The 21,499-nt window shown below is 54.4% G+C and carries 21 protein-coding genes; 5 read left to right on the plus strand and 16 right to left on the minus strand.

Translation table 11 applies throughout. From position 1 onward, the window contains the following. Nucleotides 1–14 precede the first annotated feature (14 nt). From SCARR_RS26485 to SCARR_RS26495, 3 genes are all read right to left on the minus strand, one after another. Nucleotides 15–515, minus strand: coding sequence for an IS110 family transposase (locus tag SCARR_RS26485; protein ID WP_136065497.1), 501 nt, complete (start codon nucleotides 513–515; stop codon nucleotides 15–17). 382 nt (nucleotides 516–897) lie between these two features. Then, a complete protein-coding gene (locus tag SCARR_RS26490; RefSeq protein ID WP_136065499.1) occupies nucleotides 898–1,506 on the minus strand; it encodes a tetratricopeptide repeat protein in 609 nt (202 codons plus the stop codon). 32 nt (nucleotides 1,507–1,538) lie between these two features. Continuing rightward, nucleotides 1,539–3,641, minus strand: a complete 2,103-nt coding sequence (locus SCARR_RS26495) for an RHS repeat-associated core domain-containing protein (protein WP_168433644.1) — start codon at nucleotides 3,639–3,641, stop codon at nucleotides 1,539–1,541. Nucleotides 3,642–3,792: 151 nt separating this feature from the next. On the opposite strand from SCARR_RS26495, the gene SCARR_RS26500 reads away from it, so the two are divergent. After that, nucleotides 3,793–4,560, plus strand: a complete 768-nt coding sequence (locus SCARR_RS26500; RefSeq protein WP_136065503.1) for a hypothetical protein — start codon at nucleotides 3,793–3,795, stop codon at nucleotides 4,558–4,560. On the opposite strand, the gene SCARR_RS26505 is transcribed toward SCARR_RS26500, so the two are convergent. Beyond that, nucleotides 4,561–5,202: an HAD hydrolase-like protein gene (locus SCARR_RS26505; RefSeq protein ID WP_136065505.1), complete on the minus strand. Its 642-nt coding sequence runs from the start codon at nucleotides 5,200–5,202 to the stop codon at nucleotides 4,561–4,563. 123 nt (nucleotides 5,203–5,325) lie between these two features. Between SCARR_RS26505 and SCARR_RS26510 the strand changes: the two genes are divergently transcribed. Further along, nucleotides 5,326–7,713, plus strand: coding sequence for an ammonia-forming cytochrome c nitrite reductase subunit c552 (locus tag SCARR_RS26510; RefSeq protein WP_136065507.1), 2,388 nt, complete (start codon nucleotides 5,326–5,328; stop codon nucleotides 7,711–7,713). A gap of 1 nt (nucleotide 7,714) precedes the next feature. Here the strand turns inward: SCARR_RS26510 and SCARR_RS26515 are convergent, their stop codons facing one another. The 8 genes from SCARR_RS26515 to SCARR_RS26550 form a co-directional block, all read right to left on the minus strand. Next, the gene (locus SCARR_RS26515; RefSeq protein WP_136065509.1) at nucleotides 7,715–8,989 is read right to left on the minus strand and encodes a UDP-N-acetylmuramate--L-alanine ligase; all 1,275 of its coding nucleotides are present in this window, start codon (nucleotides 8,987–8,989) and stop codon (nucleotides 7,715–7,717) included. A gap of 2 nt (nucleotides 8,990–8,991) precedes the next feature. Further along, nucleotides 8,992–10,086: an undecaprenyldiphospho-muramoylpentapeptide beta-N-acetylglucosaminyltransferase gene (murG, locus tag SCARR_RS26520; RefSeq protein ID WP_136065511.1), complete on the minus strand. Its 1,095-nt coding sequence runs from the start codon at nucleotides 10,084–10,086 to the stop codon at nucleotides 8,992–8,994. 107 nt (nucleotides 10,087–10,193) lie between these two features. Beyond that, nucleotides 10,194–10,853, minus strand: coding sequence for an MnhB domain-containing protein (locus SCARR_RS26525; RefSeq protein ID WP_222846480.1), 660 nt, complete (start codon nucleotides 10,851–10,853; stop codon nucleotides 10,194–10,196). Then, on the minus strand, nucleotides 10,850–11,410 hold the full coding sequence (locus SCARR_RS26530; protein WP_136065512.1) for a hydrogenase subunit MbhD domain-containing protein: 561 nt from the start codon (nucleotides 11,408–11,410) through the stop codon (nucleotides 10,850–10,852). The genes SCARR_RS26525 and SCARR_RS26530 overlap by 4 nt, the downstream gene beginning before the upstream one ends. Continuing rightward, nucleotides 11,407–11,691, minus strand: a complete 285-nt coding sequence (locus tag SCARR_RS26535) for a monovalent cation/H(+) antiporter subunit G (protein ID WP_136065514.1) — start codon at nucleotides 11,689–11,691, stop codon at nucleotides 11,407–11,409. The genes SCARR_RS26530 and SCARR_RS26535 overlap by 4 nt, the downstream gene beginning before the upstream one ends. Continuing rightward, nucleotides 11,682–11,939, minus strand: a complete 258-nt coding sequence (locus tag SCARR_RS26540; RefSeq protein WP_136065516.1) for a hypothetical protein — start codon at nucleotides 11,937–11,939, stop codon at nucleotides 11,682–11,684. Before SCARR_RS26540 ends, SCARR_RS26535 begins: the two co-directional genes overlap by 10 nt. Next, nucleotides 11,936–12,316 (minus strand): Na+/H+ antiporter subunit E, encoded by a 381-nt coding sequence (locus tag SCARR_RS26545; protein WP_136065518.1) that lies wholly within the window; start codon nucleotides 12,314–12,316, stop codon nucleotides 11,936–11,938. The genes SCARR_RS26540 and SCARR_RS26545 overlap by 4 nt, the downstream gene beginning before the upstream one ends. After that, nucleotides 12,313–13,587: a proton-conducting transporter transmembrane domain-containing protein gene (locus tag SCARR_RS26550; RefSeq protein ID WP_168433645.1), complete on the minus strand. Its 1,275-nt coding sequence runs from the start codon at nucleotides 13,585–13,587 to the stop codon at nucleotides 12,313–12,315. Before SCARR_RS26550 ends, SCARR_RS26545 begins: the two co-directional genes overlap by 4 nt. Before the next feature lie 152 nt (nucleotides 13,588–13,739). Here SCARR_RS26550 and SCARR_RS26555 point away from each other — a divergent pair. Then, nucleotides 13,740–14,860, plus strand: a protein-coding gene (locus SCARR_RS26555) for an IS3 family transposase (RefSeq protein ID WP_407984754.1) whose coding sequence is annotated in 2 segments (ribosomal slippage) — nucleotides 13,740–14,003 and nucleotides 14,006–14,860 — 1,119 coding nt in all. Because the reading frame shifts where the segments join, the coding sequence is not laid out codon by codon here. A gap of 255 nt (nucleotides 14,861–15,115) precedes the next feature. On the opposite strand, the gene SCARR_RS26560 is transcribed toward SCARR_RS26555, so the two are convergent. Next, nucleotides 15,116–15,460, minus strand: coding sequence for an NADH-quinone oxidoreductase subunit K (locus SCARR_RS26560; RefSeq protein WP_136065797.1), 345 nt, complete (start codon nucleotides 15,458–15,460; stop codon nucleotides 15,116–15,118). A gap of 196 nt (nucleotides 15,461–15,656) precedes the next feature. Here SCARR_RS26560 and SCARR_RS26565 point away from each other — a divergent pair, with 196 nt between their 5' ends. Then, the gene (locus SCARR_RS26565; protein WP_136065522.1) at nucleotides 15,657–16,127 is read left to right on the plus strand and encodes a hypothetical protein; all 471 of its coding nucleotides are present in this window, start codon (nucleotides 15,657–15,659) and stop codon (nucleotides 16,125–16,127) included. Here the strand turns inward: SCARR_RS26565 and epmA are convergent. Then, nucleotides 16,081–16,890 (minus strand): EF-P lysine aminoacylase EpmA, encoded by an 810-nt coding sequence (gene epmA / locus SCARR_RS26570; protein WP_246044549.1) that lies wholly within the window; start codon nucleotides 16,888–16,890, stop codon nucleotides 16,081–16,083. The two genes, SCARR_RS26565 and epmA, sit on opposite strands and share 47 nt — an antisense overlap. Nucleotides 16,891–16,928: 38 nt before the next feature. Beyond that, nucleotides 16,929–17,495, minus strand: a complete 567-nt coding sequence (gene efp / locus SCARR_RS26575; protein ID WP_136065526.1) for an elongation factor P — start codon at nucleotides 17,493–17,495, stop codon at nucleotides 16,929–16,931. 223 nt (nucleotides 17,496–17,718) lie between these two features. Here efp and SCARR_RS26580 point away from each other — a divergent pair, with 223 nt between their 5' ends. Then, on the plus strand, nucleotides 17,719–18,429 hold the full coding sequence (locus SCARR_RS26580) for a hypothetical protein (RefSeq protein ID WP_136065528.1): 711 nt from the start codon (nucleotides 17,719–17,721) through the stop codon (nucleotides 18,427–18,429). A 296-nt stretch (nucleotides 18,430–18,725) separates the two neighbouring features. Here SCARR_RS26580 and SCARR_RS26585 read toward each other — a convergent pair whose 3' ends face one another. Next, nucleotides 18,726–20,531, minus strand: coding sequence for a phosphoenolpyruvate carboxykinase (GTP) (locus tag SCARR_RS26585; RefSeq protein ID WP_136065530.1), 1,806 nt, complete (start codon nucleotides 20,529–20,531; stop codon nucleotides 18,726–18,728). Nucleotides 20,532–21,499: the final 968 nt, after the last annotated feature.

Below are 21,499 nucleotides of genomic sequence, written 5' to 3' on the forward strand. Positions count from 1 at the left end.
CCAAATTTACTAGATTACGGGACTGACCCCTTTTTTCGCATAGCCCTTTGCACTCCGATGCTGCCGCCCGCCAGCGTTCCCCGCTTATTGATCAGCATATTTGCAATGCCGAGCAGATCGAGTTTATCCGTACTGGCCTGATGGTTCTCCCGTTGCTTCGCCGCATCCGCCGCATTTACGCCGACCACAAGGAACCCACGGTCTCTTAGACTGTAAATCATATTCAGGGCGAATGTTCCGCAATCCTCTCCTCCGAAGAAGACGTGTTCCTTGTTGATCTGATGCTTCCGGCAAAGCTTGTCTACGGTCTCGAGCAAAAGCACCAGTCCGGCCGGATTGTTCTTCACGGGGAACGGATTCTTAACCACCTTGCCGGTTCCGTTGCAGCAAAGCGCCGTATGCGTAATCTTCGCGTAATCAAGTACAACGCAGAGCACTTTCCGGGGATGGCCTGCCTGCTCAAAGAGCTTGAGGATAGTTTGATTCTGCCGGGAGAATATGCTTTTGTTCTTCATGGTTTTGAGACCTCCGTATGTATCAATTATGAAAACGGTGACCTCAGTGTCACCATCTTCATCTTACAACGGAGGTCTCTCTTTTTTTTTTGCGGCCCCCGACCTGAAATCCGGGAGTTTCGCGGAGCGGAGCTTAGGCTCCACTCAACTCCCGAATATTCAGCTCGTGGAAAGGTGCCAGTCCTTGAATATTAACATTCAAAAGGGGCCAAAAACAAAATGGCAATTGCTTGGTTAATCCGCCGAAATACATGCGTTAAAAATAGTTGGATATCAGATTTGTTAACGATGGGGCATCCGAGCAGTGTTTCGAGAAACATTAAATTAATGGAGAGTGCAACCAAGGGTGAGTTATGGACGCTGAAGCAGAAAATGTTAATATTCAAGGACTGACCCCTGATTCGGATGATTCAGAGCTACCTCCATTATCAGTGGCCTGTCCAGTTGCCTTCTTTTCTTGCTCTAAGCAAAAATCCATCATCTCCCGCACATCCTTTATGAAACCTTCAGATATTGTATTATTGTTGATTTTCTTTAGTTCCATTCGGGCTTCTGTGTATTTTCCAAGAGAAGCGAGTGCCCGAGCCTTATGATAGCGTGCAAGATATTCTTGAAACCCCTCGTCGGGCGCCATTTCAATGCATTTATCATAATATTCGACTGCGGTGTGGAACTCACCTAGTTTATCATAAGTTTGGCCAAGTTTACGTTCGACACGACCTTCGTTCGATTGAGGGAGGGCCCTTATATACTCATCTCGTGCTTCTTTATAACTCTCCAAGCCAAAATAACTCTCCCCACGAAGCTCATGCATATACTGAAGCTGCCATTCTTCGTTTTGAATTTTTTTATTAAGCATTTGGAGGGCATTCGTGTAATTCTCACTTTTCAGTTTGGCCAGCACTTCATCAATATACAATTGATCCTGATCATGTGCCACACCGATGGATACACCAAGAAACAACATTCCTATAACAATCCAATGTTTCATTATTTAACTCCAATTTATAAAGATTCTTCTCGCTAACGGCTTCCTGATCCAACCCTCTGCTGGGTTTCAGCATTTTGCTTAAATTCCTGAGCTCCACGGGCTACACCGATAATTCCACTGCCCGGAGGATTTCCTGTAATCGTGTCACCCACGGCGTTCCCAACATTAACAGGGTTTACCCCTCCCAATGCGGTCATTACATCACCACCGGCTGAAACAATCGTGGTGAATGTTTCGGTGGGTGTCGGTGGCGGATACGTTACCCCGGTTGCCGCGTCTACAATGCGGTTTTCCACCCACCATTGGGCTAGTTGATCCTCGTCAAATTGTTTCTGACCTCTAGCAGCCGGAGAGCCTTCAGGTGGTGGCGGGTACACTCTGGGATTTAGATAAACATCTGGATCTATCTGTTGTTCCCTCTGTTGATTTTGGGTACCCACACCAGCCTCATTTAAAAGCTTTTCATTTTCCCTCGGAGTATCTGATGCAGTGCCACTAACACTTCCATCAGCTTGCTGGCTGCTCGACTGCGCCTCTGCAGCGGCAATAGTTGGACCATATTGAGGTGTCTGTGGTTCTGGCACAAACGAGGGAGCCGTTTCCTCCGTCAAGGCATCAACGGCACTCAATGTTCCATCCTGTGTTGCTGCTGCAGTTAATGAGTTGTCATCTGAGACAGCCTCTTCTTCTAATCCAAGCGCATCGAAGTGCGTAATCGGATTGCAGTGCACGTAGCAGTAGACGTTGGGGCCATCTGCGTACCCGATCGGGTCTCTCGTCAGGAAGGTACCGGTTTCGAGGTCGCGGTAGCGCATGCCTTCGTTGAGCAACTGTAGATCGGACTCCTCTTCCTTGGTGTTGGCTTTCTGGCGGTCGGGATCGTCGCCCCATTCATAGGGCCGTGTTCCGTACGCCTCGTACAGTGCGAAAGATGTCAAAGAACCACTTGCGTTACTGCGGGCAATTACATCACCGCGGTGGTTGGCGTGCGAGAATAAAGGAGTTTGAAGTTTGTTGTTTGGAGTTGGGAGTTGAGGATCCTCGGAGCGTTTGATGGAGTAAACCATGCCGCCAACGCCGCCGCCCATACCTTCGCCTCGTACAAACTCCGTTTGTACCGTGTTAAGTGTTAGGGGGTTAAGTGTTAAGTCCGAACTGGCGGTCTCGTGCTCCTGGATGGAGAGGCCGCCGTCGAAGACACAGAACATATGCGACGTGGTCGGCGTGGAACGGTAGTAGCGCCGCGAGCGGTAGTCGTAGGCGAAGGTGTGGGTGGTCGCCGATCCATTGAGCGCCGCGGCCACCAAACGGTTGTCCTCATCATAGGTGCAGGCGGACGAGGCAGGCGAGCCGCCTGCGATACTAACGGATTTATTCGTGCGTGATCCGTTGGCGTCATAGGCGAAAACAACGTTGGTAGTGGCGAGGCCGGGGGCCTCGGCTACATAGCCGGTCAGCTGGTTGAGGGCGTTGTTGGTGTAGGTGGTCGTTGAGGCCAACGACCCTCCAACATACTTGGTCATCGAGCGGCGGTTGTCGGCGTTGTCCCAGGTGTATTCTGTGCGTGTAGACGCCGGATCGGAATCCAGCGCCACGGTTTCTGCCGTCAGCCTGCAGCGGTCGTCGTACTCCCAGGTGGTGACGGCATCCTGTGTGCCGAGAAGATTGGCCGAGGTCTGGGCCATCTTGAGCGCGGAACCAACGAGGTCGTATTCGTAGGCCATTGAGAACCAGCCGTTGTCGGCCACATTCATATTGGTGGTGGTCATGGTGAGCAGGCGTCCCATGGGATCGAACGAGCGCACTTCCTCGACCCCCGTCGGGTATTCGCGGTAAACGGGCTTTGAATTGAGGTCGTAACCGTAGGTGGTCGTATTGGTGCCTTCGACGATGGTTCCGATGCGGTTGAGCGCGTCGCAAGAGCAGGAAACGGTTGCATGGACATCGGCGGATTCCACGACGTTGGTGCGGTTGCCGACACGGTCGTAAGCGTAGTCGCGGGTGCGGTAGTCGTAGATGCTCATCGAGATGTTGCCGCTGGCATCCTTCACCCATTCGACGTTGCCGTTGGCATCGTAGCCGGTTTCGGTTTCGGCGTACGATCCATTGGCGAGTTGTGGCGAAATGGTTTTCACCGGGCGTCCAGCGGCGTCGCATTTCAACTTTGCGGCGAGACCTAACCATCGAAGCCATGGCGCAACAAAAACCGGCATCGGCTAAAAAATGATATTTTCAACAACAAATCCTAGAGGTTCTGCGTTGTTTGAGAATATTGGAGACCAGACTATGGAAAAAAGAGCATCCCTATTGATCATTGCCGCATCCGTTTTAATCGCGCTAACGAGCATTTCGTTTGCCGTAAAAGCCGGTAAACAACGAAAGCTAGCGGAAGCCGAAATTCAGGCGTTGCAGCAAAAACTGGCCGCACAAAAAGATCGCGCGCCACGCCGGCGTTCCCCGGCCCCGAAACCCGTCCTAACGGCTGAGGCAACCGCTGACGGCACCAATGCCCTAGTCGTTCTGCAGACCGCGCCGAACGTCGCGGAAGAAGAGCCGAAGAAAGAGCGCGAATCGTTCGAAGACCGGATGGCGCGAATGAAGGATGAGGATCCCGAAGGCTATGCCGAAATGATTCAAAAAAAGGAAGAGCGCCAGCAGCAGATGCGCTACAACTTGGCCGAACGCACCGCCACCTTCATGGATCTTGACACCTCTAATATGACGGAAGAGGAACGGGCCACCCACGAACAGCTCGTTGAAAAGATGGCCCGGGTGTGGGAACTGAGCGCTCAGTTTCAGGATCCGGAGCAGCCACCGGACCGAGAGGCCATGAAGGAGCTTTTCACAGAAATGAACGACGTCCGCCCGCTCTTGACTCAAGAACGCACCGTCATGTTCAAGCAGCTCGGCACGGATTTGGGCTATGAAGGCGAGGAGGCCCAGGATTTCGCCACCCATGTGGAGGACATCATTGACGCCACCTCGATTCGGATGCCTAGCGGCGGACGCGGAGGCCCAGGCGGCGGCGGACGAGGCGGTGGCGGAGGGCGCTAATCAGCCCGCCGGAAAGATGTCTAGCAGCTGCGAAGGATGATCCACTAAGTGGTCCGGATTGCAGCGGGCCAGCGCTTCAGCAGTATTGAGCCCCCAGCTAACGGCAATCACCTTGGCGCCCGCATGGCGCGCGCTCTCCACATCAACGGACGTGTCGCCAATGTAATAGAGCTTCTGGGGATCGAGCCCGTTATGGCGGATATATTTTTCAACCCGGCGCTTCTTGCTCAAAATAGCGCGGGTGGTATGCACCTCATCAAACCAGCCCATCGAATGCTCCGCCAAAAACTTCAGCACGTTTTTCCTGCGGTTCGAGGTCAGGATATCCATGCAGTAGGCGCCGCTCTCGTGAATCTCCGTCAACACCTCGACCAATCCGGCCGGCGGGTGGACGGCATGGATCTCGGAGTGCATCAACCGGCGGGCGTGGATGGCAATAATCGGAACCTTCCAACGCGGAATGCCGGTATATGCAATAAAATCAAGCATGTTGAGATGCCGCACCGTTTCAATCTCATCTTCGGGCAGGCGGCGGTATCCATAGACGGAGGACAAACGGTTGAATACCTTATAAATCAGCATCATCGTCTCGGCCAGCGTGCCGTCGAAATCAAATAAAATGGTCGTTTTGCTCTCACTCATAAAGGCTGGAACATAATCGGCCTCCGCGGTCAAAACCAGTAGAAAGCGCTCGTCTTATTTATATGCATCGGCATTGTAAAAGGGCTGTACATCGCACGGGTCAAATCGTTTAATGGCTCCATTATGAATATAAATCTCCCCAAACTCCTTCTTATGTCCTCTATTCTGGCGGCAGGGCTCTCCTCCCACGCCATTGACTTCACCGACCAAGGCGAATATCTCGGCTCGTCCGACTGCATCGGCTGCCATGAGCGCTTCTATGAATTATGGAGCACCTCGCACCACGGCAAAGCCATGGAAGCGTTCAGTGTGTCGCTGGCCAAAACCCTTGAGCCAATGAAGGAACCCATCCAGGTCGGCGAGGAAAAATTCATTGTCGAATTCGATGAGCATGGAGGCATCCTGCGCAGCATTTCACCCTGCGGCGCAGAAAAGACCTGGCGCCTGCGCTTTTCGTTCGGCGGCCGCAACGTGCGCTATTTCCTGATCCCGATGGACAAGGGAAAACTGCAGGTGGCTCCCGTTGCCTACTATGTCCACCAAGGCAAATGGTACGATTCCGCGGGAAGCATGGTTCGCAACTTCCTCGAAGGCGAGCCGCAGGACGAAGCGCTGCATTGGACGGATCGGCAGCTTACCTTCAATACCTCCTGCCACGACTGCCATGTGAGCCAGCTCGAAAAAAACTACAACCCCGAAGACGACAGCTACACCACCACTTGGAAAGAGCCCGGCATCAACTGCGAAACCTGCCACGGCCCCGCCGAGGCGCACGTTAAAGCCGCCGAAGAAGCCGCAGCAAAAGGCGAAGAACTGAAAGATCTCAAGCTGCTCACCTTCCACGGCGATCTCAATCTGGCCCAGCGCGACGCCACTTGCGGCCCCTGCCACGCCAAAGGCACCATCCTCACCCGCGACTTCACCCCCGGCGAACTCTATTTCGACCACTACGACCTGACCTCCTACGAGGACCGCGACTTCTGGCCCGACGGACGCGACCTCGGCGAAAACTATACGCAGACCGGCTGGATGGCCAACTCGTGTTCCATTGCAGGCGAGCTCGAATGCATTCACTGCCACACCTCCAGCGGGCGGTTTCGCTTCAAGGACAACCCCACCCAGGCATGCCTGCCCTGCCATAAAAAGCGCGTTGAAAACATTCACCTTCACTCGCACCATGCTGCGGAAACCGGCGTAACCTGCATCGATTGCCACATGCCGGTCACGGCGCAGGCCTTCATGTCGCGTTCCGACCACACCTTCCGCCCGCCCTCCCCGGCCGCCTCGCTCGAATTTGGCTCGCCCAACGCCTGCAACCTTTGCCACCACGACAAGGATGCCATGTGGGGGGATTTTAAAGCCCATAAAAAGGAAGATATGGAATGGGCCGACCAACATGTGAAGGAATGGTTCGGCACCGATTCCGGTGCCCCCATTCTTGAACTGGGCCGCATCATCCAGTTTTGCCGTGTCGGCAACTGGGACAAGCTGCCCGAAATTCTGACCTACCTCGACAGCCCCCAATGCGACTCCCCCTCCGCCGTGGCCATCCTGCGCCTGCTCAACAACTGCCCCCACACCGAAAAATGGCCCGCCATCCGGAAACAACTTGAAAACAAGCATGAATGGGTGCGTGCCACCGCCGCAGCCTCGCTGCAATACTGCCTTGCACCGGAAACCACCAAAGGGCTGTTAAAAGCCACCTCCGACCGCTACCGCACCGTGCGTATCCGCGCCGCTGGCGCCCTGCTCGACCGCGACCTCTCCGGTTATTCAAAAGAAGAGCAAGCGGCCTACGAAAAAGCCCACGCCGAATACTGGAATTCGCTCATCATCTTCCCCGACCGCTGGTCCTCCCACTATAATCAGGGCATCTACCACGACCGCATGGGCGATCCGGAAAAGTCGCTCGCCGCCTACGAAAAATCGATGGAGCTGCGCAACGACGTTATCCAGCCCTTGATCAACGCCTCCATGGTTCATGCCCGCTCCGGCAACAGCACCAACGCCTACGAAATGCTCCAGAAAGCACTAACAATCGAACCGGAAAACCCGATGGTCAACTTTAACATTGCCCTGCTTGATGCTGAGTTCGGCAAACTCGATGAAGCCGAAAAGCATCTGCGCGCCACGCTCAAGACTGACCCGCAAATGGCGCAGGCCGCCTACAACCTCGGCGTCCTGCTTGCTCGCGACAACAAGCCTGAAGGCTTCCAATGGCTGGAAAGCGCTGCCGTGTTGGTTCCGGGCAACTGGAACTACACCTCGTCCTACCTGTATTTCCTCAGTCAGGCCGGACGCGCCGCCGAAACCGAGTCGGTGCTGCAGAAAGTCATCGAAACCGGCAACGCCACCCCCGAAACCTATTTTATGCTCGCGAACAACTACCAGCGCGAAGGCCGCATCGCCGAAGCCATCGAAACCTATAAAAAGGCCAAGCTCAATCCGAACCTGCCGATGGAGGCCAAACGCGCCGCCGCCCAGCAGGAGCAGCAGCTCCGCGCGCAATAGATCAACCGCGCGCCCAATCCGCTATCTGTTCGATGTCGCCTGCCCCAATGATGAGAAGCAGGTCGCCTTCGCGCAACTCAAGCTGGATATCGGCCCAAGCGGTTCCCAACGATGGACACTCGATCAAGCGGCCGTTCCAATCCGAGGGAAAGCGGCGCGCCAAATCCGGCGAAGTCCCCCCTTCGAGCGGGGACTCAGAGGCGGCGTAGACCGGAGCGAGCCAGAGTTTTTCCACCCCTTGGAAACTTGAAGGGAAATCCGGCCCGAGCGCGAGCGTCCTAGTATAGCGGTGAGGCTGGAAAACGCCGAGCAACCGCTTGGGCTTCAGCTCCAGCGCCGTTTGGATCAGCGCCGCAATTTCGGTCGGATGGTGCGCATAGTCGGAAACGATACGGACCCCCCCGGACTCGAACACCGTTTCAAAACGCCGGCGAATCGGTTTCAGCGTTTCCAAAGCTTGCACAATTTCTTGCTCCGGCTTCCAGAGTTTGGCCACGGCCATGGCAGCGGAAGCATTCCACTGGTTGTGGTTTCCGGGCAACGGAAGCGATAGGCGCGATTCGGGAAAACAATACGGTTTGCACTTTGGATTGCCGGAGCACAGCTTTGATGCAATCGGGTCAGCGCCGCAGTAGAACACCGTTTGCTTGGTATTTGCGATCAGCCGGTCGAAACATCCGACGAATGCCTCTTCAGAGTCGTGATGCTCCATGTGGTCGTATTCAATGTTGGTGATCACGGCATAGTCGGGTGTGTAGCCGGCAACGGTGCCGTCGGATTCATCGGCTTCGACCACCATGATTTCGCCGTCTTGGGCCACACCCTCGATGCCGGCGATTTCGCCGCCGACGCAATAGCCGCAACCCAGCACCTGGGCAAGTACCGCTGTCGTGGTGGTTTTTCCGTGCGTGCCGCTCACGGCGATGCAGGTGCGGGCGCGCATAAGCGCCGGCAGCACTTCGCCACGGCGCGAAACAGGGATGCCCAGCTCCAACGCCCGGCGAACTTCGGGATGGAAGTCGGGAACCGCCGTGGAGCGAATGAGCCAATCGACGTTTTTATCGACATGTGATTCATGATGCCCAGCAGCAATGGAGATTCCGTTTTTGAGAAGCCATTGCGTTTGGCGGTTGCCTTGCAGATCGCAGCCGCTAACGAAAAATCCGCGAGCCTTTAGAAGCCAAGCCACGCCAGACATACCGATGCCGCCAATGCCCATCAAGTGGACGCGTCCGCCCTGTCCGATCAAAAGCTCGGCTTGATCGACCGGATTCACGGCTATGCTCCGCCCACCTGTTCGAGCAAGACGGCCAGCTGTTCCGCGGCATTGGTCTGCGCGCGTTTTTTCATGGCCACAGCCATACGCTCCAAACGCTCCGGCTTTTCCGCCACGCTAACGAGATAGTCGCACAGCCACGTGCCGCTCAGATCCTCTTGCGCCACAACATCGGCCGCGCCGGAATCCTGCAAGGCACGCGCATTGCTCATTTGGTGGTTTTTGGCGGCGAACGGATAGGGAACCAGCAGCGCGGGCACGCCGAAAACGGCCAGCTCGGCGCACGACGCCGCGCCGGAACGACAGACCGCGAGGTTGACGTTGAGGTAAATGCTCTCCATATCCTGCACAAAATGGTGGACCGTCGCTTTTACGCCGGCCTGTTTATAGACCGCCGCGACCTCTTCTGCGTTCTGTATTCCCGCAATATGCTCGATTTCCAACTGCACACCTTTTTCGGAAGCGGCGACGATGGCGCGGGGAACGGTTGCGTTCAGCGCTTGCGCACCGCGACTGCCGCCCATCACCAGAATGCGCAACGGAGTGCCTTCCTTCCATTCGGCGCGCGCCTGTGCGCTGGCCTGCTGAAGCTCTTTGCGCAACGGCATTCCCGTTGAGGAAATGTTGTCGTGCTTGAGGTAGTAGTTGGTTTTTTCAAAACTGATGGCCACGGATGCGGCCTTGCGCGCCAAATACGACACCGCCCGGCCGGGCACCATGTTGGCTTCATGCAACACATAGGGAATGCCGAGTTTCAAAGCCGCCTTGACGGGGCCGTACGACGCATAGCTGCCCATGGCCAGTACCACGTCGGGCGACTGCTTGCGCATAACCGGCAGTGCGCAGCGGTATGCTTTATAGAGCCGGAACACCGTGCGCACGCTGCGCAGCGACAAGCCGAACTGAAAGCCTTCGGAGGGAATCGTCACCACTTTGCCCGGCCAGCTTGCAACCGCATCGTGCTCCACATCCTTACCGGCCATCCAAAGCGTTACATCATGCCCGCGCTCGATCAATGCCAGCCCCGTCGCCAGCCCCGGGAAGATATGCCCCCCCGTGCCGCCGCAGGCTATTGCGATCTTCAGTTTATTCCCCATTCAAAACCACCCTCTAAAATTGAGCGAGGGTTCTAGCATGCACCCTCGTGATTGACACGCAAATTTGTTGATGAAAGCGGCCTAGAGCGCCGGCAGGCGGCTTAAAACTAAAGCAGTCCACGGTGACGGATAAAAAGCAGTACGATGGTCCAGGAGCCGATCGCCACCTTGGCGGCAATCAGGATATTCAGCATAATAATCGCCGAGGCACTGATTGGCCGGCCGAGCAGCTGCGCATCCGGATAGAGCAAAAAGGCGACTCCAAACCCCAGAATCAGAAGCACGATAAACTTTTCGACGGTGGCAATATGCCGCCGCTGATAAAATGCATACAGCGAATCGACATTGCCGGTGAGGGTAACCAGCCCGATGGCCGAACCGCCGGCCACACCGGCGGCAAACCCGCCGCCCGGCGCCAGATGCCCGCGCAGGGCGAGCTCTAGAAAAATCAGAGCGGAAACCATCGCCGCAATTCGCGCAAGAATCACCATGGAGGGATCCTGCATATAGAAAATGTCTTTTTCCGTGGTATGCAACGAAAGAGCATACTGCACGCCCAGCACCGCCAGCGTGAAAACAAAGACCTCAAAAATGGTATCGTACAGGCGGTTCCGCAACAGAATTCCTGCCACGCTGTTTGGAACATGAGCCTCCTGAACAACCATCTCGGCAATGCCGGTCTGCATGGCCTCGCCCGCTGGCGGGGGCAGCACGGCCAGCCTGATGAAGACGATTGAAATAATGCACACATACACCCAACGCATCATCGGATCCCCCCTCTCTCCCGATATCTCAGGCGAACGATCGGCTCGTCTTCACTCGACAGCGCGTTGAGCTTTCTTTCGTGCCACTTTCCGTGTTCTGCCAACACCGTGATGAGCCGGTCTGCAGGTTGCTCCGGAGGAAACAGCGGGTGCAGCGCCGGAGCCAAACCGAACTCAACGCATACGGCATCAACACGTCCTGCTTTGAGCGCCTCGACCAGTTCCTTTTCTCCGGGGAAGACCACCTTGCGCATCGACAGTTTATGCGTTTTGCATAACTGCTTGATCGCAACACCGGCTGCCCGATCGGCCAACAGCCCCACCCTCACCACCTGCGTGGAACGCACGGTTACAGCATAGAGAATAACGGTCAGCAGCGTACCCACCAGCGCTTCGGTCAGCGCCACATCGGGCGCACCCAGCACGGTGTAGAGCAGCACCGCCACAACACCCATCATTCCGCGCAAAACCAGCGCAGAGTAAGCCTGCGTCTGCAGTACGGCAAATAGGGCCGTAAGGGGAAGCAGCGCCACAATGAAAACTTCAATCCAGCCGTTCATTTCTGTTCCTCCCCGTGGCGGTTGCCACCCAAACGGGCCAGCACGAACGAGAACGCGGTTCCCCAGAAGGCGACCGAAGCCATGGCCAGCACAACATGCGGCCAATATTCGGTGGAATGCACAAGCGCACCGGACAGAATGAAGAGCGAGCCGACCGTATCCGAAATACCCAGCGCATGGATTTTCCAGAAATAGCTCTTCTTTCCAGTCAGACAGACTGCACCCCAGATCCAGAGAAATGCGCCGATGCCCGCCAGCAGACTTGCCAGGATTAATCGCATTCGTCCTCCATTCCTTTAATCAGCTGGGCCAGCAGCAGAAGTCCTGAATTTCCGACGCAAAGAACAATCACCGCCACCAGCCCGATCATGACATCGTGACGGTAGCGCGAAAAGATGATCAGAATTACGGCCGCGCGGGTGGATATGCTGGTGTAGCACAACATCCGCTCCCAGATGCTTGCGGTACGGAACGAATGCACCACCGGGAACAGGAGCGAAACAAGCATGGCGACCAGAAGGATGGTCATGGTCTCTTCTCCCGTTCCAAAGAGTGAATACGCAACTCTTTGTCGTCTTCGCTGATGACCAGCGAGCGGGGCGTGAAAGTAATGATAAAGGTCTGGCAGAACACCGACCACCGGTTTTCCGGTTCATGCAGCTTGCGGGCCGAAATGCGCTCATTTGGATGGGGAAGAAAGACAATGCAGAACGATTCCCAAAGCGCCATCGGCACCCGGATTAATGTAGACAGGATCAGTCGGGCCAGCTGCCAGGCCGAAAAGCGATGCCGGGGCAGCAGCGAAACCAGAGCCGCAGCAAACACCCCCACCAGAACATTGGCCCACGAAAAGTCCGCCGTAAGCAGCATCCAGACGCCGAAGGCGAGTATGAAAGGGCCGCTCATGGCAGATACACCGCCGCGATCAGCAGAATGAGAGCAACGCAGGTCATGCCCACCACATGTTCAAGTTTTTCCCAACCCCCCGGAAGCGTAAACGCGAACAGCCGCTGCAGGAGCGTTTTGTGCAGCAACATGCCTGCCGCCAGAACACCGACCGACTTCAGCAAAGCTGAAAGGTGATATGGGCCGGAAAAAAATCCGCATACGAGTAAAACGACGCCCAGCAGGGTCGGAGCCTGCCACCAGGGCGATTTCCTCCAGGAAGCGGACTTTTGCGGAATGAGAATAATCGGCGTCAGAATTGCAGCCGTACCGACCGAGGCGAGCAGTACGAGCCCGTAGGCCCGCTCCGACAGTATTGCCCCGACTGAATATTTGGCAAAAAAGCCGAACAGCAGCGGACACCCGGCAATCGACAAGGCCGCCAGCACCATCGGCAGGGCAATCGGCCGATCCACGCCTTTTTCCTTCAGTTGCTGCAGATCACGATCAGGCAGGCGGCCTGCACATAAAAACAGGCTGGCCTTGGCAATGCCATGGGCAAAGGCATACACCGGCCCCGCTGCAGGAGCAATCAGCACAAATCCCACCTGCGAAATGGTGGAACAGGCCAGCAGCCGCTTGATATCCCGCTGAAAAAAGGCCAGCGCCAGTCCGGTAAAAATGCCGCCGAAGCCCACCACCCGGATCACAGTTTCCACATCGGGAGAACAGGCCTCCAGCCGGATGAGCGGCAGCAGCCCGATGTTTACCACCACCCCGGAAAGGAGCGCGGAAACCGCGGCATCCGCCTCCGCATGCGCCTGAGGCAGCCACAGGCCGGGCAGAAAAACGCCCCCCTTGACCAGCAGCCCCGTAACAATCATCGCCCGCGCGGTGGGCGGCGCCTCGACTGCACTGGCAAACGAAAAGTCGCCGGCCGATTCATAGACCAGCAATACACCCAGCAAATAAAAGAGCATGCCGACATTACTCAGGAAAATGTAGCGCAACGCATTCCAGAGGTGCCGGGTCGACATCCCCTGCCCGATCAGCAGAAAGGCACAGATGGTGGTCAGCTCGATGACGACATAGAGATTAAAAAGATCGTTGCTGACAAAGCAGGCATTAACACAGCCGTGCAGCAGCGCCAGCAGAATAAAGAAATAGTGATGCCGTCCCTTATACCGCTCATGCCAGGCCACCGCGATCGATACAATCGCATTCAGCAGAATAAACCAAGCCGCAGTCTGATCGAGCACCAGCGAGACACCGAAACTATCGACCAGATGCATGGTCAACGCGGAATCCTGCACAAGAACACTGAGGCTCACTGCGGCAGATACGAGATAGGAAAAAACAGGAATGGTGCGCTTAGCCCCGATTTCAGGACCACCGGCTTAAGTGGAATCTGCGTCCTTAAAATGATAAAAAAGGACGCATGGATATGGGAAGAAAACGTAGGACATTCACGGACAAGTTCAAGGCCAAAGTGGCTGTTGAAGCGATCAAGGGCATCAAGACTCTCAACGAGCTGGCTTCGGAATATCAGGTTCATCCGAACCAGATTTCGGACTGGAAGAAACAGTTGCTTTCAAATGCTCCAGATCTTTTTGCATCGGGAAAAAAGAAGCAGGCAAAAACTGAAGAGGAGCTGACGGCTCCACTTTACGAGGAAATCGGTCGACTGAAGATGGATGTGAAGTGGCTCGAAAAAAAGCTCTGAGCCTGCCGCTTTCAACACGTCGGAGCTGGGTGGCCCCCAGCCCCGATTATTCGGTTCGACGACAGTGTCGGCTGGCAGGCGTCCCGAGGTCGGGCCTCTACTATCAACCCGCACCGGAAACAGCGGAGAATCTCCGATTAATGCGACTCATTGATGAGCGATACCTGTTGCATCCTGAATATGGTTATCCACGCATGACGGACTGGCTTCGAGAAAAGGAAAATGAGGTCAGCTACAAGCGGGTGGCCCGTTTGATGCGGACGATGGGGCTTCAAGCTATTACCCCCGGGCCGCACACGAGCAAACCCGCGTCAGGGCATAAGATATACCCGTATTTATTACGTAACGTGGAGATTGAGCGAGTGAATCAGGTGTGGAGTACGGACATCACCTATATCCCAATGCGTAACGGATATATGTATTTGGCTGCCGTGATCGACTGGCGCAGCCGCTATGTGCTCTCCTGGGAGCTTTCAAGCACAATGGATAGCCTGTTCTGTATCGATGCTCTTGAATGCGCTCTGCGGCAAGGAACGCCTGAGATATTCAACACGGATCAGGGGGCACAATTTACATCGAGCGGCTTCACGGGCGTATTACTCGACAAAGAGATCACCATCAGTATGGATGGGCGCGGACGGGCGCTGGATAACGTTTTCATCGAACGACTCTGGTGGTCCGTGAAATATGAAAAGATTTATCCTCAATCCTATAGCGACGGACATTCATTACACCAAGGGCTAAGCAGCTATTTTGAGTATTACAATAACGAGAGAAAGCACAGTGCTCTGGACAAGCGAACGCCCGTTGAGGTATTCAAGGAAGGAGCACTCAGCACATGATCGCAAGTGATGCCGTCGCTTCGCTCCGCCCTCGGCCCTCCGGGCCGCCCCTTCGGGGACGGGCTCCGCAAAGCGACGGCATCATAAAGGGGCGGCCTTATTGGCCGCCGGAACACGGAACAGGGAACCGCAGGTTCCACCTTAAATTCGCCGATCCGTGGTCGAAGATTGGGGGTAGGCGCATGGTCCGCAGCCCGCGATGAAACATCAGGCAAAGCAGGCCGGTCAGAAGCGGAAGAAATACCACCAGAAGGATCATCCATCCTCCTTCCAGTGTTCCTCAATTTCATCGACTTCCAGCGTGGGGTACCGTTTGGCAATATACATGCTCTGCACCAGAACCAGTGCCACAATAGAGAATCCGATCACAATCGCTGTAAGGATGACCGCCTGAAGAACGGGATCGGCATACGGTTCGACAGCCGCTTCTTCGGAAACGGTTGGAGTACGCCTGCCGTGGCGCGTGGCATAAAGAACAAACAGGCTGATCACTCCCGTGCCCATCACATCCATCGAAAGAACGCGTAGAAGCAAGTTCCGCTTAAAAAGCAATCCCAGCAGACCAATCAGTATGGTCGCGAAGATCAGTCCCTTCATAATTTGATCGGGCAACATGGCCTTAAACAGCTCCGTTTAAAAAGACGCACTACCTGTGCCGACTATAAGAACCTCTGCACGACAGACCCGTCAATTTAAAATAGGCATCAAAGAGGCCCGACGCGGATTCATAATCTATAGATATTGAAGAAAGCGGTAATGCCCATATAATCCGATGCAATCAAACAGGAGTTTCATCATGGAAGAACTAGACCCAGTCAAACTGAAGGCGGAGTTGGATCAGTTCAAGAAAGAGAAGGAAAAAATTCGGCAGCTCATGGGCCAGATCGGCGGCAAGCATGCCGAAAAGATCGACCGGCGGGTGAACTTCTTTTTCATCGGAGCGATCTCATTGCTGGCGCTGAACGACTTTCTCCACCACATCTTCGAATTCCACACCCCGATCCCTTCCCTGTTTTCGCTGGAAATCGCGGTGCTGCTGGTTTCGATCAAAATTATTTGGATGATGCACAAAGCCACCAAGGTGGAGCATTTCCAGTTCTGGATCCTCAACTCCATCGAGTTCCGGCTCAACGACGTCGCCAAGCAGGTGCGCAACCTCGACAAGACGGTTAAGAAATACCATACGGAGGAAGAGCTGGAACAGCCGATCATCCCAACCTTTAACGAAATGGAAGTACCTGATCCAGCGAAGGTGCCCCCGAAATAAGCATCAACAGCCGGTCCACACCCAGCGCCACGCCACCGGAGGGAGGCATGGTTTCCAGCGCTTGGAGAAATGCCTCATCAATGGGATAAACGGCGGCCCCAAGCGCCTTGCGATGTTCCGCGCATTTCTCAAAGCGGAGACGCTGCTCGGCCGGATCAGTCAATTCGGAATAGGCGTTGGCCAGTTCGATGCCGTCGATGTATAGCTCCCACCGCTCGGCCAAAAGCGGATTGCCCGGCTTGCGTCGCGACAGCGCCGCCGCTTCAACCGGATAGTCGATCAGCACCACCGGCCCGCCGATGGCCTTTAAGGCGGGCTCGACCTTTTCGACGAGATCGATATCGAACCGGTCTTCGTCATAGTTTCCCGCAGGATCCCAGCCGGCATGCTCAAGAAAGGCTTCGGAAACCGCAATCAACTTCCAATCCGTCGAACAAGATTCCCAAACCGTGGCAATCAGCGCCTTGGTGTCTTCGAGAATACCGAGATAGTCGGTCTGGGCGCGGTACCATTCGATCATCGTATATTCGGGATGGTGCAGCGGGCCGCGCTCGCCGCTTCGGAAGCACTTCCCCACTTCAAAGATTTTTTCATGCCCGTGCGCCAGCAGCCGCTTGTGGAACATTTCCGGCGAGGTGCGCAAAAAATGATCCCCGCTCGGCTCGGCGTCGATATGCAGCTCCATGCAAGGCGTTTTAACCCGGATCGGAGTTTCGACCTCCGAAAAGCCACGTTCATAAAAAAACGCCCGGATGCGTCGCATCAAGGCGTCTCTCAGCGTTATGCTGTCTTGAACCATTCCTACCCCTTGGCCACGCGGTCGGCATAGGTGCCGGTACGGGTGTCGATACGGATGGTGTCGCCTTCGTTGATGAAGATCGGCACATTGATTTCGAATCCGTTCTCCAGCTTAGCCGGCTTCATGACATTGGTAGCGGTGTCTCCGCGTGCGCCGGGCTCGGTTTCCGCGACAATCATTTCCACAAAGTTCGGCAGGGTGATGTCGAGTGCGCGTTCGTTGTGGAAAAGGATTTCCACCTGCATATCATCGACGATGAAGTGTTTTAAGTCCCCGAGCAGTTCTTCGCTCAAGAGCGCCTCTTCAAAGGTCTCGTTGTCCGAAAACACATAGTTGCCGCCGTCTATGTAAGAGAAGGTGTAGTCGCGCGAAAGGAGCGCGCAACGGTTCACTTTTTCGACGGAACGGTAGGTTTTATCGAAGGTATTGCCGGTTATAAGGTTTTTGATTTTGCAACGATAGAGCGCCTGCCCCTTGCCGGGCTTGGAAAACTCAAAGTTGGTAATCATGCAGGGATCGCCATCGATTTCGATTTTCAATCCCTTTTTCAAGTCGGATGCACTGTACATAATAGATAGCCCTTGGTTGTAAGCTTAAAAACGGGCGCGCATTATGCAGAAACCCCAATCGACTGCCAAGCGGTTTTTACCGTCGCCGAGCGAAATAAACGGTCATGACTTAAAAAAGTATGGAAAAATATGGAGATTTCATCCAAAAGCATATATATCTAGCACCACATTGGATCTAATCCAGATAGAGCTTCACACCCTAACTCGACCAAGGAGAGAGAGCATGAAAAAAACAATCGCAACCATGATGACAATGACTTTGGCGTTTGGCATCGCCACCAGCGTTATCGCCAAATCGGAAAAGAAAAATGCGCCAAGAAACACAGCCGCCGTTGAAAAAGACCTAAAAGAAGCGGGTTCTGAACATTTCCCAGAAAAAATGAAGGTCGGAAAAGTTGGACCGATCAAAGTAGGCGACACCTACTACCACGCCTTTTGCGGCAACTTGAAAAAGAGTGGCTACCGCGTAATCATTTATGACAATACCCCGAAATATATGGGGTACTACGAAACCGAGTTCGAGCCCTACGACTATGAAGAAGGCGCTATTTTGCTGGACTCCGGCGAAAGCGACGAAGATGGCAACGACATTCCGTTCATCCTGCCGCTCGGCAAGAAAGGTCCGGCGGACCGGATCAACATCGACGGCATCCCCACTACGTTTGTAAAAGCGCCTGGAAATGAAGGCGAAGCGGCTGGCGGAATACCGGCGGGGCCGGCTAAAGTTAAAACGGTTGGCGGCGACGACATGCAACCGGAATACCGCGACTGGACCATCAGCATGAGAGGCAAAAAAATCACCTTCCGCGCCATCTACATCAAGAAAGACCGAAGCAAGGTTTTCTTGAAGGATGAGAAGCAAGGAAACGAGAAGGACTTCTACATCAGAGACTTTTCAAAAGCAGACCAGGAATACATGGAGCAGTTCAAATAAACCGAGCATAACAAACCAATCGGCAAAGGAACCACCCTCGCAAGGTGGCTCCTTTTTTTATGTCTACATGCTGCCACGGTCCGAGAAAACGACTGCGCTTATCGTTTGCTCTGGTGACCCCGCCATACAAGGAAACCTTTCTGGAGAACACTTCCTTGCGGAAGCAACATGCACCCAACAGCATGACGGAGTCTTGCTCCGATGTGAAACAGCGAGTGCCAGCGCTCTTCTTGGCAGGCACAAAAAAAAACGCCCCGCGAACGGGACGCTTTTTATCATTCAATCCGAAGATTGAATTAGCCGAGACGAGCTTCGAGTTTTTCGAGCTGCTCAGTCATCTTGGCAGGAAGCTTGTCGCCAAACTTAGCCAGATAGTCCTTGGCGTCAGCCACAGTGGCTTTGAACGCTTCGGTGTCTACCTTCATCAGTTTTTCCCAATCTTCAGCCGGGATGTCGAGGCCATCGAGGGTCAGGTCACCGTCGATAGGCATCAGGCCGATCGGAGTTTCGCGAGCTTCAACTTTGCCTTCAACACGGTCGCACATCCATTTCAGAACGCGGGAGTTTTCGCCAAAGCCAGGCCACAGGAACTTCTTGCCGTCTTTCTGGAACCAGTTGACGTAGAAACAACGCGGCGCTTTGTCGCCGAGCTTTTCGCCCATGTCGAACCAATGCTGCATGTAGTCGCCAGCGTGGTATCCGATGAACGGAGTCATCGCAAAGGGGTCGAAGCGGAGCTTAGCACCAACGTCGAGGGCCGCAGCAGTCGGCTCGGAAGAAGCCGTTGCGCCCATGTATACGCCCTGTTCGAAATCAAATGCTTCGTGAACCAGCGGCATAACCGAAGTACGCTTGCCACCGAATACGAAGATATCGATCGGAACACCGGCCGGATCTTCCCAATCAGCGCAGATGACCGGACAGTTGGCGGCACGTGCAGAGAAACGGCTGTTCGGGTGAGCGCCTTTGATGGTGTTGCCATCAGCGTCTTTCATGCCCGGCTTCCACGGATTGTTCTTCCAATCGGTTCCGCCGGCGCAATCAATGCCCATGTCTTCCCACCACACATCTTTGTCTTCCGTCACAACGACGTTGGTGAAGATGGTGTCTTTCGAACAGGCGGCAAGTGCCATCGGGTTGGAGTATTCCGCAGTACCCGGAGCAACACCGAAGAATCCAGCTTCCGGATTGATCGCGTAGAGACGTCCGTCAGCGCCAGGCTTCATCCAGGCAATGTCGTCGCCAATGGTTTCAACTTTCCAGCCCGGAACAGTGGACTGCAGCATGGCCAGGTTGGTTTTTCCGCAAGCAGACGGGAATGCCGCAGCAACGTGGAATTTCTTGCCTTCCGGATTGGTGAAACGCAGGATGAGCATGTGCTCGGCCATCCAGCCTTCACGACCGGCCATGGCAGATGCAATACGCAGCGCCAGGCACTTCTTGCCAAGCAGAGCGTTTCCGCCGTAACCCGAACCGAAGGACCAGATGAGGTTTTCTTCCGGGAAGTGGGCGATGTATTTCTTTTCGATCGGGGCGCAAGGCCAGCGTACGTCTTTCTGACCTTCTTCAAGCGGCGCACCAACGGAGTGCAGGCAAGGAATGAAGTCATCAGTCTTTTCGATCAAGCGCAGAACTTCAGTCGTTACGCGGGTCATGATGTGCATGTTGCAGACAACGTATGCAGAGTCAGTGATTTCGATCGCGTTTTTAGCAATCGGAGAACCAACAGGCCCCATGGAGAACGGGATAATGTACATGGTGCGGCCCTTCATGCAGCCCTTATACAGTCCACGCATGGTTTCTTTCAGCTCTTCCGGGTCAATCCAGTTGTTGGTAGGACCGGCATCTTCTTCCTTAACGGAAGCGATGTAGGTGCGGTTTTCAACACGCGCTACGTCGGACGGATCGGAGTTGAACGCAAAGCTGTTCGGACGCTTTTCTTCGTTCAGCTTGATCGCCGCACCAGATTCGACCATTTCGGCCATCAGGCGGTCATATTCTTCTTTGGAACCGTCACACCAGACGACTTGATCCGGCGTGCACATTGCTTCTACTTCAGCTACCCAGTCGAGCAGCTTCTTGTTTGTTGTGGGAGCACTCATTATGCATTCCTCCTGTTAGGTTAAATCTACTGAAATTCAACAAATGGTTCGGTAAGATGAAGAAATGGATTAGCGATGTCAAACCTTGAGCCATTAAATTCATGATCGAATTGGTAATGTTCGCAAACCCCCGCCGAAGAAATAGCTTATCTTGCGCTGTTGCAAATCTTTCCTACTTAAAACCTCGAAAGCAAAAGGTTTGGAATATTGAAAAAAACAGGCTCCAGGTTATCCGGAGCCCTTTAAAAAAAACAGAGGTTTTCAAAATTTATTGCGCAGCTTGAGTCTAATACTCGCCGCATGCGGCGAAAAACAACTCAGAAAGATCGCCTATAAAAAACCCCGCTTGAGCGAAGCGAAAGGCAAGCCTAAGCGAGATAGCTTGCTGCGGAGATTTTTATTGCGATCTGTTACGCCGTAATAAATGAAGGCAGGAACCACAGAGACTCCAAGGATTTTCCAACCCCCCTAATGGATAGGAGGTTAAGCATTGCCTTTCAGTCGATTCGCTACGCAACCTCTTCATATTCAAGGCATAGAAAGATCGAGGTTGCCCGCTGGATTCGGCGCTTCAGAATGATGACCGCAAAGACACGAAGGCGCAAAGATGGGACAGGGCTTTTCATACCCTCTCCGAGGCACAATAAACGTTTCCTGCGGATGGCAAAGTCGCCTCACAAAAAAAAGAATGGATAGTTTTTGTCCACCCGTTTATTCATAGCGAAAAAGAGTAAAAAGGAGCAGGAATCCTTAGTGTCTTTGCGGTCAAAAAACACCGTCTAGGAGAACCTGAAATGCGCTTAACCTCCACCCCATTACCCCCCCCCCGACATTCCAATTAACAATCCGTTCTTCAGCACGGACAGGAACGGGCTTTCAGATTATCTCTCACCAAAACCCCACCCTCAGCATCTGAAGCAATCGGTGAAGAATCGACCAACCCGAATCTCTACTCTGCTCACCCCTAT

It is taken from the genome of Pontiella sulfatireligans (assembly GCF_900890705.1).
Classification (GTDB): domain Bacteria; phylum Verrucomicrobiota; class Kiritimatiellia; order Kiritimatiellales; family Pontiellaceae; genus Pontiella; species Pontiella sulfatireligans.

Excerpts from the sequence above, each read along its gene's own strand:
- SCARR_RS26545 (WP_136065518.1), bottom strand. The coding sequence starts at position 12,316 with ATGAGCGGCCCTTTCATACTCGCCTTCGGCGTCTGGATGCTGCTTACG.
- SCARR_RS26565 (WP_136065522.1), top strand. The coding sequence starts at position 15,657 with ATGGAAGAACTAGACCCAGTCAAACTGAAGGCGGAGTTGGATCAGTTC.
- SCARR_RS26540 (WP_136065516.1), bottom strand. The coding sequence starts at position 11,939 with ATGACCATCCTTCTGGTCGCCATGCTTGTTTCGCTCCTGTTCCCGGTG.
- SCARR_RS26530 (WP_136065512.1), bottom strand. The coding sequence starts at position 11,410 with ATGAACGGCTGGATTGAAGTTTTCATTGTGGCGCTGCTTCCCCTTACG.
- SCARR_RS26535 (WP_136065514.1), bottom strand. The coding sequence starts at position 11,691 with ATGCGATTAATCCTGGCAAGTCTGCTGGCGGGCATCGGCGCATTTCTC.
- SCARR_RS26585 (WP_136065530.1), bottom strand. The coding sequence starts at position 20,531 with ATGAGTGCTCCCACAACAAACAAGAAGCTGCTCGACTGGGTAGCTGAA.
- efp (WP_136065526.1), bottom strand. The coding sequence starts at position 17,495 with ATGTACAGTGCATCCGACTTGAAAAAGGGATTGAAAATCGAAATCGAT.
- SCARR_RS26505 (WP_136065505.1), bottom strand. The coding sequence starts at position 5,202 with ATGAGTGAGAGCAAAACGACCATTTTATTTGATTTCGACGGCACGCTG.
- SCARR_RS26580 (WP_136065528.1), top strand. The coding sequence starts at position 17,719 with ATGAAAAAAACAATCGCAACCATGATGACAATGACTTTGGCGTTTGGC.
- SCARR_RS26490 (WP_136065499.1), bottom strand. The coding sequence starts at position 1,506 with ATGAAACATTGGATTGTTATAGGAATGTTGTTTCTTGGTGTATCCATC.
- SCARR_RS26550 (WP_168433645.1), bottom strand. The coding sequence starts at position 13,587 with ATGCATCTGGTCGATAGTTTCGGTGTCTCGCTGGTGCTCGATCAGACT.
- murG (WP_136065511.1), bottom strand. The coding sequence starts at position 10,086 with ATGGGGAATAAACTGAAGATCGCAATAGCCTGCGGCGGCACGGGGGGG.
- SCARR_RS26510 (WP_136065507.1), top strand. The coding sequence starts at position 5,326 with ATGAATATAAATCTCCCCAAACTCCTTCTTATGTCCTCTATTCTGGCG.
- SCARR_RS26525 (WP_222846480.1), bottom strand. The coding sequence starts at position 10,853 with ATGATGCGTTGGGTGTATGTGTGCATTATTTCAATCGTCTTCATCAGG.
- SCARR_RS26485 (WP_136065497.1), bottom strand. The coding sequence starts at position 515 with ATGAAGAACAAAAGCATATTCTCCCGGCAGAATCAAACTATCCTCAAG.
- epmA (WP_246044549.1), bottom strand. The coding sequence starts at position 16,890 with ATGCGACGCATCCGGGCGTTTTTTTATGAACGTGGCTTTTCGGAGGTC.
- SCARR_RS26500 (WP_136065503.1), top strand. The coding sequence starts at position 3,793 with ATGGAAAAAAGAGCATCCCTATTGATCATTGCCGCATCCGTTTTAATC.